This window comes from Streptomyces canus (genome assembly GCF_041435015.1).
Taxonomy (GTDB): domain Bacteria; phylum Actinomycetota; class Actinomycetes; order Streptomycetales; family Streptomycetaceae; genus Streptomyces; species Streptomyces canus_G.
Genome location: NZ_CP107989.1, coordinates 6613271 through 6625144, shown reverse-complemented (window position 1 = coordinate 6625144; position 11874 = coordinate 6613271). Strand labels below are relative to the sequence as shown.

Annotated in this window: 10 protein-coding genes and 1 tRNA gene; 1 reads left to right on the top strand and 10 read right to left on the bottom strand. The window is 68.7% G+C overall.

All coding sequences use genetic code 11. The features are described 5' to 3' along the window. Positions 1-254: 254 nt before the first annotated feature. From ndk to OG841_RS30335, 4 genes are all read right to left on the bottom strand, one after another. Complete coding sequence (gene ndk / locus OG841_RS30350) at positions 255-668, bottom strand: nucleoside-diphosphate kinase (RefSeq protein WP_057615965.1); 414 nt, start codon at positions 666-668, stop codon at positions 255-257. 64 nt (positions 669-732) lie between these two features. Further along, the gene (locus OG841_RS30345; protein WP_371567275.1) at positions 733-1089 is read right to left on the bottom strand and encodes a DUF4233 domain-containing protein; all 357 of its coding nucleotides are present in this window, start codon (positions 1087-1089) and stop codon (positions 733-735) included. 9 nt (positions 1090-1098) lie between these two features. Next, the gene (folC, locus tag OG841_RS30340) at positions 1099-2583 is read right to left on the bottom strand and encodes a bifunctional tetrahydrofolate synthase/dihydrofolate synthase (protein WP_328638609.1); all 1485 of its coding nucleotides are present in this window, start codon (positions 2581-2583) and stop codon (positions 1099-1101) included. 130 nt (positions 2584-2713) lie between these two features. Continuing rightward, positions 2714-5338 carry a valine--tRNA ligase gene (locus tag OG841_RS30335; RefSeq protein WP_328638610.1) on the bottom strand — a complete coding sequence of 875 codons (2625 nt, stop codon included), beginning with the start codon at positions 5336-5338 and terminating at the stop codon, positions 2714-2716. A 136-nt stretch (positions 5339-5474) separates the two neighbouring features. On the opposite strand from OG841_RS30335, the gene OG841_RS30330 reads away from it, so the two are divergent. Continuing rightward, a complete protein-coding gene (locus OG841_RS30330) occupies positions 5475-6512 on the top strand; it encodes a hypothetical protein (protein WP_371567272.1) in 1038 nt (345 codons plus the stop codon). A 70-nt stretch (positions 6513-6582) separates the two neighbouring features. On the opposite strand, the gene clpX is transcribed toward OG841_RS30330, so the two are convergent. The 6 genes from clpX to OG841_RS30300 form a co-directional block, all read right to left on the bottom strand. Continuing rightward, the gene (gene clpX / locus OG841_RS30325) at positions 6583-7869 is read right to left on the bottom strand and encodes an ATP-dependent Clp protease ATP-binding subunit ClpX (RefSeq protein ID WP_020116380.1); all 1287 of its coding nucleotides are present in this window, start codon (positions 7867-7869) and stop codon (positions 6583-6585) included. Between the two features lie 160 nt (positions 7870-8029). Then, complete coding sequence (locus OG841_RS30320) at positions 8030-8710, bottom strand: ATP-dependent Clp protease proteolytic subunit (RefSeq protein WP_020136160.1); 681 nt, start codon at positions 8708-8710, stop codon at positions 8030-8032. Between the two features lie 49 nt (positions 8711-8759). Then, positions 8760-9380, bottom strand: coding sequence for an ATP-dependent Clp protease proteolytic subunit (locus OG841_RS30315; RefSeq protein ID WP_079077498.1), 621 nt, complete (start codon positions 9378-9380; stop codon positions 8760-8762). A gap of 265 nt (positions 9381-9645) precedes the next feature. Continuing rightward, the gene (tig, locus tag OG841_RS30310) at positions 9646-11046 is read right to left on the bottom strand and encodes a trigger factor (protein ID WP_371567269.1); all 1401 of its coding nucleotides are present in this window, start codon (positions 11044-11046) and stop codon (positions 9646-9648) included. Positions 11047-11241: 195 nt separating this feature from the next. Next, positions 11242-11318: transfer RNA gene (locus OG841_RS30305), tRNA-Pro, on the bottom strand. A gap of 274 nt (positions 11319-11592) precedes the next feature. Beyond that, positions 11593-11829 (bottom strand): hypothetical protein, encoded by a 237-nt coding sequence (locus OG841_RS30300; RefSeq protein WP_371567267.1) that lies wholly within the window; start codon positions 11827-11829, stop codon positions 11593-11595. Positions 11830-11874 lie beyond the last annotated feature (45 nt).

Sequence of the window (11874 nt, the reverse complement as noted above, 5' to 3'; positions counted from 1 at the left end):
AGGTCGGCGAAGTGGGTGCTGTGACGTGAAGGCTTCCATCGTAGACGCGCCTGCACGAACACTGCGCGAGGGTCTTCGCCATTGTCAGCAGATGTAAAGCCGCCCCGCTTGTGGAGACGGTCCATAGGGGGCACTCGTTCCCCCGATCGGCACGCATATGCCGAAGGACGGCCGAAAATGTACGGCCGCCCCAGGTCAGACGGGCAGATGAACTGACAGCATGTCAGAAAATGCCACTGAACCTACGCACGAACCTATGCGCGCCCGGGGAAGAAGATCTTCACCTCGCGCTCGGCGGACTCCTCCGAGTCGGACGCGTGGATCAGGTTCTCGCGGACGATGACGCCGTAGTCGCCACGGATGGAACCGGGCGCGGCGGCGATCGGGTCGGTCGGGCCGGCCAGCGCGCGGACGCCCTCGATGACCCGCTCGCCCTCGACGATCAGCGCGACGACCGGACCGGAGGCCATGAACTCCACCAGCGGCTCGTAGAAGGGCTTGCCCTTGTGCTCGCCGTAGTGCTGCTCCAGCGTGTCCTGGTCCAGCGTGCGCAGCTCCAGCGCGGTGATCTGCCAGCCGGCCTTGCGCTCGATACGGCTGATGATCTCGCCGGTCAGGCCACGACGGACGGCGTCGGGCTTGAGGAGGACGAGGGTGCGCTGGCTCACGAGGGGCTCCTTGCCTGCTGACATGTGCGGTGGGACGAGATTACAGGGCGTGTCGGTGCGCTCGTCACACAGCGTCAGGTGCAGGGGAGTCGGCCTGGGCGGCGAATCTCGCCTTGGCCTCGTCGATCTTCCGGCCGTAGTGCACGGAGGCCCACCACAGCGCCGCGAAGATCGCGCCCATGAAGAACATGGTCGGGATGACGAAGCCGGAGGCGATCAGGGCGATCTGGAGCGCCCAGCCGAGGGCGACGCCGCCCGGCCGGGTCACCACCCCGCACAGCGCGAGGCACAGGAACATGGCGATGCCGCTGACCGTCCACACCGTGGAGGTGACCAGGTCGGGGTCCTTCATCGCGACCAGTCCGGCGAAGCCGATGACGAACAACTCGCCGATCAGCGTGGAAGCACAGAGCGTACGCATGCTCGGGACTCAGCCCCTTCCCAGCAGCAGCCGGGCCTCGCCGACCGTGATGACCGACCCGGTGACGAGTACTCCGCCGCCCGCGAACTCGCCGTCCTCCTCGGCCAGCGTGATCGCCTCCTCCAGCGCGTCCGGCAGCCGCGGTTCGACCTGCACGCGCTCCTCGCCGAACACCTCGACGGCGATCGCGGCGAGCTCGTCGGAGTCCATCGCGCGGTGACTGGAGTTCTGTGTGATCACGACCTCGGCGAAGATCGGCTCGAAGGCCTCGAGCAGCCCCCGTACGTTCTTGTCGCCGCTCGCGCCGACCACACCGATGAGCCGGCTGAAGTCGAAGGCCTCGCCGACGGCCTCGGCGGTGGCGCGGGCGCCCGCCGGGTTGTGGGCGGCGTCCAGGACGACGGTCGGGGAACGCCGTACGACTTCGAGGCGGCCCGGGGAGGAGACGGCCGCGAAGGCCTTGCGGACGGTGTCGATGTCCAGCCGCTCAGCACGCTGGGCCCCCACACCGAAGAACGCCTCCACGGCGGCGAGCGCCACGGCCGCGTTGTGCGCCTGGTAGGGGCCGTGCAGCGGCAGGTACACCTCTTCGTACTCGCCGCCGAGGCCGCGCAGGGTCACCAACTGGCCGCCCACGGCGACCTGTCGCGAGACGATCCCGAACTCCAGGCCCTCACGCGCGACGGTCGCGTCGACCTCGACGGCCTTCTTCAGCAGCACCTGCGCCGCGTCGACCGGCTGCTGGGCCAGGATGACGGTCGCGTCCTGCTTGATGATCCCGGCCTTCTCGCCGGCGATCGCCGCGTGCGTCTCGCCGAGCCGGTCGGTGTGGTCCAGGTCGATGGGCGTGACCACGGCGACATCGCCGTCGATGACGTTGGTGGCGTCCCAGGAGCCGCCCATGCCGACCTCCACGACGGCCACGTCGACGGGCGCGTCCGCGAAGGCGGCGTACGCCATGCCGGTCAGCACCTCGAAGAAGGACAGCCGGTACTGCTGCTGACCGTCGATCATCTCGATGTACGGCTTGATGTCCTCGTACGTCTCGATGAACCGCTCGGCCGAGATCGGGGCGCCGTCCAGGCTGATGCGCTCGGTGATCGACTGGACGTGGGGGCTGGTGTACCGGCCCGTGCGCAGTTCGAAGGCGCCGAGGAGGGCCTCGATCATGCGAGCCGTGGAGGTCTTGCCGTTCGTCCCCGTGATGTGGATCGAGGGGTACGACCGCTGCGGCTCGCCCAGGACGTCCATCAGCGCGGCGATGCGGCTGACCGAGGGCTCCAGCTTCGTCTCGCCCCACCGGGTGGCGAGCTCCGCCTCGACCTCGCGCAGGGCCTTGTCGACCTCGGGGTCGGCAGGGCGTGCGGGCACATCTGCCTCCGGCGGGCCGCCCTGGGTGCGCAGGGTGCGGCTGCCGGCCTCGATGACCGCGAGGTCGGGGTCGCGGTCGGTCTCGTTGGCGATGATCTCGTCGAAGGGGTCGCTGTCACTCACACGGCCAGTTTAGGGCCGCGCCCATGGGAGGGGGCGGCTGGTCCTGCTTGGCGGGCGCGGGGAGTCTGTGGCTGGTCGCGCCCACGCGGCGGGGCCGCATATCGATGCGGCCCCGCGCCCCTTGGGTGTCCTACTGCTGGGGCAGGTTTTCCAGCTGGGCCTGGATCCTCGCGATGTCCTCGTCCGCCTTGGCCAGGCGGCCGCGGATCTTGTCCACCACGTTGTCCGGGGCCTTCGCGAGGAACGCCTCGTTGCCGAGCTTGGCGTTCGCCTGGGCCTTCTCCTTCTCGGCCGCCGCCAGGTCCTTCGCGAGGCGCTTGCGCTCCGCCGCCACGTCGATCGTGCCGGAGAGGTCGAGCGCGACCGTGGCGCCCGCGACCGGGAGGGTCGCCGTGGCCGCGAAGCCCTCGCCCTCCGGCTGGAGGCGCAGGAGCTGACGGATGGCGGCCTCGTGGGGCGCGAGGGCGGTGCCGTCGAGCTCCAGACGGGCGGGGACCTTCTGGCCGTCCTTCAGGCCCTGGTCCTTGCGGAACCGGCGGACCTCGGTGACGACCCGCTGGACCAGCTCGATCTCGAGTTCGGCGTCCTTGTCGCGGAAGCCGCTGTCGGCCGGCCACTCGCCGATGACCAGGGACTCGCCACCGGTGAGGGTGGTCCACAGGGCGTCCGTCACGAACGGGATGACCGGGTGCAGCAGCCGCAGCGTCACGTCGAGGACCTCACCGAGGACCCGGCCGGAGACCCTGGCCTGCTCGCCGCCCGCGAAGAACGTCGTCTTCGACAGCTCGACGTACCAGTCGAAGACCTCGTCCCACGCGAAGTGGTAGAGCGCGTCGGCGAGTTTGGCGAACTGGTAGTCGTCGTAGTACGCGTCGACCTGGGCGACCGTGGTGTTGAGGCGGGAGAGGATCCAGCGGTCCGTCGCCGACATCTGAGAGGCGTCCGGCAGCGGGCCCTCGACCGTGGCGCCGTTCATGAGGGCGAAGCGGGTGGCGTTCCAGATCTTGTTGGTGAAGTTCCGGGAGGCCTTGACCCAGTCCTCGCCGATCGGCACGTCCGCGCCCGGGTTGGCGCCGTTGGCGAGGGTGAAGCGCACGGCGTCGGAGCCGTAGGCGTCCATCCAGACCAGCGGGTCCACCGCGTTCGGGTTCGACTTCGACATCTTCTTGCCGAACTCGTCGCGGACCAGGCCGGTCAGCGCGATGGTGTGGAAGGGGGCCTGGCCGTCCATGGCGTAGAGGCCGAACATCATCATCCGGGCGACCCAGAAGAAGATGATGTCGTGGCCGGTCAGCAGGACGTCGGTCGGATAGAACTTCCGCAGGTCCTCGGTCTGTTCGGGCCAGCCGAGCGTGGAGAACGGCCACAGGCCGGAGGAGAACCAGGTGTCCAGGACGTCGGAGTCCTGGGTCCAGCCCTCACCGGTGGGCGGCTCCTCGTCGGGTCCCACGCAGACGACCTCGCCGTCCGGGCCGTACCAGATCGGGATGCGGTGGCCCCACCACAACTGGCGCGAGATGCACCAGTCGTGCATGTTGTCGACCCAGTCGAAGTAGCGCTTCGACATGTCCTCGGGGTGGATCTTGACGCGGCCGTCGCGCACCGCGTCGCCGGCCGCCTTGGCGAGCGGGCCGACCTTGACCCACCACTGCATGGACAGGCGCGGCTCGACCGTGGTCTTGCAGCGCGAGCAGTGGCCGACGGAGTGCATGTAGGGGCGCTTCTCGGCGACGATGCGGCCCTGCTCCTTGAGGGCGCCGACGACGGTCGAGCGGGCCTCGAAGCGGTCCAGGCCGAGGAAGGGGCCGTGGACGGTGATGACGCCGTGCTCGTCCATGATCGTCAGGGACGGCAGGTCGTGACGGCGGCCGATCTCGAAGTCGTTCGGGTCGTGCGCCGGGGTCACCTTGACCGCGCCCGTGCCGAACTCGGGGTCGACGTGGGTGTCGGCGACGACGGGGATGGTGCGGTCGGTGAGCGGGAGCTTGATCTGCTTGCCGATGAGGTGCTGGTACCGCTCGTCGTCGGGGTGGACGGCGACGGCCGTGTCACCGAGCATCGTCTCCGCGCGCGTGGTCGCGACGACGAGGCTGTCCTCGCCCTCGCCGTAGCGGATGGAGACCAACTCGCCGGCGTCCTCCTGGTATTCCACCTCGATGTCGGAGATGGCCGTCAGACAGCGCGGGCACCAGTTGATGATGCGCTCGGCGCGGTAGATCAGCTCGTCCTCGTAGAGCCGCTTGAAGATGGTGAGGACGGCCTTGGACAGGCCCTCGTCCATCGTGAAGCGCTCGCGGCTCCAGTCGACGCCGTCACCGAGGCGCCGCATCTGGCCGAGGATCCGGCCGCCGTATTCCTCCTTCCACTGCCAGACACGCTCGACGAACTCCTCGCGGCCCAGGTCGTGGCGGGACTTGCCCTCCTCGGCGAGCTGCTGCTCGACCTTGTTCTGGGTCGCGATACCGGCGTGGTCCATGCCCGGCAGCCACAGCGCCTCGTAGCCCTGCATGCGCTTGCGGCGCGTCAGGGCGTCCATGAGCGTGTGCTGGAAGGCGTGGCCCAGGTGGAGCGAGCCGGTGACGTTCGGCGGCGGGATGACGATGGTGTACGGGGGCTTGTCGCTCTTCGCGTCGGCGGTGAAATAACCCTTCTCCACCCAGCGCTCGTACAGCGCCCCCTCTACCTCGGCCGGCGTGTACTGGGTCGGCAGTTCGGTGATGGGCGCTGTGGGCTGCTGCTGAGCGTTCTCGGTCACGGGGTCAGTTTAGGGGTGTCCCGGGCGTGTCCCGAAACGTGTTTGCTCTGTAACGGTGGGGGCCCCGATGCCGTGTGTCGCCTGTGCCTGAGCCAGGATGTCGGGAACACATAAGCATCTGGAGGGGAACCCAGAGATGAGTCACAACCAGCCGGGCCCGTACGGGCAGCCCCAGCAGCCCGGGCCGTACGGTCAGCCGGGCCCCTACGGCCAGCCGCCGCAGGCTCCGCAGGCGCCCCAGCCCGGCTACGGCTACCCCCAGCAGCCCCAGCAGCCCGCGCAGCAGCCGGGCTACGGCCATCCCCAGCAGCCCCCGCCGCCCCAGCAGCCCGCGCAGCAGCCGGGTTACGGCTATCCGCAGCAGGGCGGGGTGCCGCCGCAGACCCCGCCGTACGGCCAGCCGCAGGCTCCCTACGGCCAGCAGGCCCCGTACGGCCAGCAGCCGCCGTACGGCCAGGCCCCCTACGGCGTCCCGCAGCCCCCGGCGCCGGGCGGCGGCAACGGCAAGAAGATCGGCATCATCATCGGCGCCGTGGCGGTCGTGGCCGCGATCGGCGTCGGCACGTACCTCGTGATCGGTGGGGGCGGGAACGCGGGCGGCGGCTCGGACATCGCGGACGACGGGGCGCACACACTGTCGACACCGGCCACCGTCCTGACGGACTACAAGAAGTCCGGGAGCGCTGAGGGCGACGGTTTCAGCGAGGACGACGTCAAGGACGCGGAGAAGCACGGCGTGAAGAACGCCAAGGACGTGAGCGCCACTTACCAGTCCGGTGAGGCGGCCGACTACCTGAAGATGAAGATGATCAACTTCATGGGTGTCTACGGTGACATCGACGACCCCGAGAAGGTCGTGGACGCCATGTTCAAGGAGATGCAGAAGAGCGCCGCCACGGACTCGGACGGCGAGGCCGTCGGCAGCCCGAAGGCGTACACACCTGCCGGCCTCGACGGCGCGGTCCTCAAGTGCCAGGAGACGAAGGTCTCCGACAGTTCCGGCTCGGGTCCGAGCTCGATCAGCATGCCGGTGTGCATCTGGGGCGACCACAGCACGCTGGGTGTGGTCATCCCGATCGACATGGCGGACGCCATGGCCGGAAAGACGGCGGATCTTTCGGGCGCGGCCGACATGACGGCCAAGCTCCGCAAGGAAGTTCGCGTCAAGGCCTGACGTCAGGACTCAACATCGAAGGGGCCCCGGTCGGTTGACCGGGGCCCCTTCGATGTTCTGCGTATTCTCGCTACGCCGTCTTCTGCTCGCCCGAGCCCCGCCCGCGCGCGTCCCGCGGGATCAGCGTCGGGTTGACGTTGGAGTGGACGACGTCCGCCGTGATGACGACGCGGGCCACGTCCTTGCGGGACGGGATCTCGTACATGACGCCCTGGAGGACCTCTTCCATGATGGCGCGCAGGCCGCGCGCGCCGGTCTGGCGGAGGATGGCCTGGTCGGCGATGGCTTCCAGGGCCTCGCGCTCGAAGTCCAGCTCCACGCCGTCGAGTTCGAAGAGGCGCTGGTACTGCTTGACGAGCGCGTTGCGGGGCTCGACCAGGATCTGGAGGAGGGCCTCGCGGTCGAGGTTGTGGACCGAGGTGATGACGGGCAGACGGCCGATGAACTCGGGGATCATGCCGAACTTGACCAGGTCCTCGGGCATGACGTCCTCGAACTGGTCCTTGGCCTCGAGTTCGCGCTTGGAGCGGATCGTCGCGCCGAAGCCGATGCCCTTGGCACCCGCGCGGGACTCGATGAGCTTCTCCAGGCCCGCGAAGGCACCGCCCACGATGAACAGGACGTTCGTCGTGTCGATCTGGATGAACTCCTGGTGCGGGTGCTTGCGTCCGCCCTGCGGCGGCACCGAGGCCGTGGTGCCCTCGAGGATCTTCAGGAGCGCCTGCTGCACACCCTCGCCGCTCACGTCCCGCGTGATCGACGGGTTTTCACTCTTACGCGCGACCTTGTCGATCTCGTCGATGTAGATGATCCCGGTCTCGGCCTTCTTGACGTCGTAGTCGGCCGCCTGGATCAGCTTCAGCAGGATGTTCTCGACGTCCTCGCCGACGTAGCCCGCCTCGGTGAGCGCTGTCGCGTCGGCGATCGCGAACGGGACGTTCAGCATGCGGGCCAGTGTCTGCGCGAGGAGTGTCTTGCCGGAGCCCGTGGGGCCCAGCAGGAGGATGTTGGACTTCGCCAACTCGATCGCGTCGTCACGGCTGCTGCCGCCGCCGTTCTCGCCGGCCTGGACGCGCTTGTAGTGGTTGTACACCGCCACGGAGAGGGCCTTCTTGGCCGACTCCTGGCCCACCACATAGCCCTCCAGGAACTCGTAGATCTCGCGGGGCTTGGGGAGTTCCTCCCAGCGCACCTCGCTCGTCTCCGCGAGTTCCTCCTCGATGATCTCGTTGCAGAGATCGATGCACTCGTCGCAGATGTACACACCAGGCCCTGCGATGAGCTTCTTGACCTGCTTCTGGCTCTTGCCGCAGAACGAGCACTTGAGCAGATCGCCGCCGTCACCGATGCGTGCCACGGTGTGCTTCCCCTTCGCCTGGGAGACGCCTAGGTCCAGCGGCTCCTGGTGCTGCCTTATGTCCGACGGTACCTTGCCGGGCCCCCCGTTCGGGCCCCCCTTGGCAGGGTTCACTTTGACGTGCACTGTGCCAAGGGGCGGCATATCCTACGGGTCCGCGTCAGCGGACGGCGGCGTTGTTCATCTTCCGGGTGGAGATGATCTGGTCGATCAGGCCGTACGCCAGGGCGTCGTCGGCCGTGAGGATCTTGTCGCGCTCGATGTCCTCGCGGATCTTCTCGATCGGCGTGGTGGAGTGCTTGGCCAGCAGGTCTTCCAGCTGGGCGCGCATCCGGAGGATCTCGTTGGCGGCGATCTCCAGGTCGGAGACCTGACCGCGGCCCGTCTCGCTGTAGGGCTGGTGGATCAGCACGCGCGCGTTGGGCAGCGCCATGCGCTTGCCGGGCGTACCGGCGGCCAGCAGGATCGCGGCGGCCGAGGCCGCCTGACCCATGCAGACCGTCTGGATGTCCGGCTTCACGAACTGCATGGTGTCGTAGATCGCGGTCAGCGCGGTGAAGGAGCCACCGGGGCTGTTGATGTAGACGGAGATGTCCCGGTCGGGGTCCATCGACTCCAGGCACAGCAGCTGCGCCATGACGTCGTTGGCGGAGGCGTCGTCGATCTGCACGCCGAGGAAGATCACGCGCTCCTCGAAGAGCTTCGCGTACGGGTCGTACTCGCGGATGCCCTGCGAGGTGCGCTCGACGAAGCGGGGGATCACATAGCGGGATTCGGCGCGCGGGCCGGTGTACTCGGCCTCGGTGCGGGCGTAGAGGCCGCTGCCGGGGAAGTCGTTCACTGTCTGTCTCCTAGGGGCTTAGGCGGTCGGCTGAGGGGCTCTACGGGGCTCAGGCCCCGGTGCCGCCGCCGCCCGGGATGCCGGCAGCCGTGGCGATGACATCGTCGATGAGGCCGTACGCCTTGGCCTCATCGGGGTCGAACCAGCGGTCGCGGTCCGAGTCACGGGTGACCTGCTCGACGGTCTGACCCGTGTGCTGGGCCGTGAGCTCGGCCATGCGCTTCTTGGTGTGCAGCAGCCGCTCGGCGTGGATCTTGATGTCCGAGGCCGAGCCGGCCAGGCCGGCGGAGGGCTGGTGGATCAGGATCTCGGCGTTCGGGAGGGCGAAACGCTTGCCCGGGGTGCCCGCGCTGAGCAGGAACTGGCCCATCGAGGCGGCGAGGCCCATCGCGATCGTCATCACGTCGTTCTTGATGAACTGCATGGTGTCGTAGATCGCCATGCCGGCCGTGATCGAGCCGCCGGGGCTGTTGATGTAGAGGTTGATGTCCTTGTCGGGGTCCGCGGCAGCAAGGAGCAGCAACTGTGCGGTGATCTTGTTCGCGATGTCGTCGTCGACCGGCTGGCCGAGGAAGATGATCCGCTCGTTGAGCAGCCGGTTGTAGACCTGGTCGCCGAGGCCACCACCGATGGAAGGCTCGCCGGCGGCGGAGGGCATCAGATTCGTCACGTATCCACCTGCTCGTCTTACGACGGCGCCGGGCCGTCTCACGTTTCCCTGCGTGTTCCCTGCGGGGCTGGGGCAGTCGGGGACTTCCCTGCCCTCGTAGTTATGGACCCTAACGCGCTGGTCCCTTCGGAGAATCCCGGTAAGCGGGGTGTTCGCCGGGGGCGTAGCGCCCCTGGGGCCGTCCGCCGTCCCGTACGACGGGACGGGCCCCCGGGGAACACAAGTCCCCGGGGGCCCGTCCTACGACCTGCAAGGTGCCGTGAGCTCAGCCCTCGGTCTTCTCCTCGGCCTCGGCCGGGGTGTCCTCGGAGGCGGCCGAGGCGTCTTCGGCAGGGGCCGCGGCCGTCTCGTCCTCGTCGTCCTCCAGGTCGACGACCTCGCCGTTGGTGTCCTTGACCGTGGCGGCCTCGACCACGACGGCCAGGGCCTTGCCTCGGGCGACCTCACCGACGAGGAGCGGGACCTGACCGCCCTCGACGACCGCCTGGGCGAACTGGTCGGGGGACATGCCGGAGGAGGCGGCACGGCGCATGAGGTGCTCGGTGAGCTCCTCCTGGTTGACGTTCAGCTTCTCGCGCTTGACGAGCTCGTCCAGCACGAACTGGGTCTTGATGCCCTTGACCGCGGCTTCCTTGGTCTCGGTGTCGAACTCCTCGACCGTCTTGCCCTGGATCTCGAGGTACTTCTCGAGGTCGAGGCCCATCTGGCCGAGCTGGTGGTGCTCCAGGTTGTGCTTGCGGGTGTTGATCTCGTCCTCGAGCAGCTTCTCGGGGACGGGCACCTCGACGAGCTCCAGGAGCTTCTCCAGGACGCGCTCCTGGGCCTGGGTGGCCTGGTCGTACTGCTTCATGTTCTCGAGGCGCTTGCGGCTGTCCGCCCTGAGCTCGTCGAGGGTGTCGAACTCGGAGGCGAGCTGCGCGAACTCGTCGTCCAGCTCGGGCAGTTCGCGGGCGGCGACCTGGGTGACCTTGACGGTGACCTCGGCCTCCTTGCCGGCCGCGGAGCCGCCCTTGAGCTCGGAGGTGAAGGTGGCCTCGCCACCGGCCTCCAGGCCCTTCACGGCGTCGTCGATGCCGTCCAGCAGCTCACCGGAGCCAATGGTGTAGGAGACGCCGCTCGCGACGCCGTCCTCCAGCACCTCGCCCTCGACCTTGGCCTCCAGGTCGATGGTGATGACGTCGCCGTCCTCGGCGGCGCGCTCGACCGGGGAGGTCGACGCGAAGCGCTCGCGCAGCTCGGTCACGGCCTTGTCGACGTCCTCGTCGCTGACCTCGACCGCGTCGACCTCGACCTCGATGCCGGAGTAGTCCGGGATCTCGATGGCAGGGCGGACGTCGACCTCGGCGGTGAAGTTCAGCGTCTCGCCGTCCTTCAGCTCGGTGATGTCGACCTCGGGCTGGCCGAGGACGTCGATCTCGGCCTCGTTGACCGCCTCGGTGTAGAACTTCGGAAGCGCGTCGTTGACGGCCTCCTCCAGCACCGCACCGCGGCCGAACCGCTGGTCGATGACGCGCGCCGGGATCTTGCCCTTCCGGAAGCCCTTCACCGTGACCTGCTGGTTGATCTTCTTGTACGCCGCGTCGAGGCTGTCCTTGAGCTCCTCGAAGGGCACCTCGATGCTGAGCCGAACCCGAGTCGGGTTCAGGGTCTCCACGGCGCTCTTCACGGTTCGGTCTCCTTGGGGGCTGACTTCTTGGTTTCTGCCGGAGCCAGAGCGGCTCCGGCGGATTCGCCGCCCGGAGGACTTCCAGTGGAGATCCAGAGGATGAGGCACACGGGCGTGCAGCTTGCATAGTAACGGCAGCGGCGACACGCCCCAAAGGCGATCACTGTGTACGGCCGCGCGAGGTGACCGCGCAGGTGGTCGGGGTGGCGGGATTTGAACCCACGGCCTTCCGCTCCCAAAGCGGACGCGCTACCAAGCTGCGCCACACCCCGTCTGGTGCGACACGTAGGGTACATGCCCGCAGGCAGCGGGGTTGCCGCATTTCGCGAGCCCCGCTCGGAACAGGCCCACGCGCGGCTACGACGGATGCCCCGCCGGGGGTGTCGAAACCAGCCCGGCCGGGGCCCGGCGCCGCCCACCTGTACCCGTCCCGACCTCGGGGCCGAGCCGTGCGGGGGCCCGCCCGAGGGAAACCGGATGGCGAGGCCAGGGGCCGGGTGCACTCCGTTGGCGGCCGCGCCGCGAGGGGGCGGCGGGCGGGTGTAGCTACGGCAGCCGGACGGGCACGATGTCGGACCTCGCGACTCTCAGGCCGGCCGCGCACGCTACGGCGAGGGACCGCGACCAGGGACGCACCGGGCGCCGACGGAAACGGACCCAGCCGGTGAGGGGCGCGTCGGCTCCGCGCGTCTCGGCGTGCTGGTGGCGGCAGTCCCGCTCAGGAGCCGTGCCGTCGGGGGCACGTGCGGAAGGGGTGTGCGACGAGGGGTCCGTGCTGCTCACCAGGAAATGCACACAAGGCCGCATTAGCTCGATCGTGTGATCGTC

Coding starts and splice junctions, on each gene's coding strand:
- OG841_RS30345 (WP_371567275.1), bottom strand. CDS start 1,089: ATGCGTACGCTCTGTGCTTCCACGCTGATCGGCGAGTTGTTCGTCATC.
- OG841_RS30330 (WP_371567272.1), top strand. CDS start 5,475: ATGAGTCACAACCAGCCGGGCCCGTACGGGCAGCCCCAGCAGCCCGGG.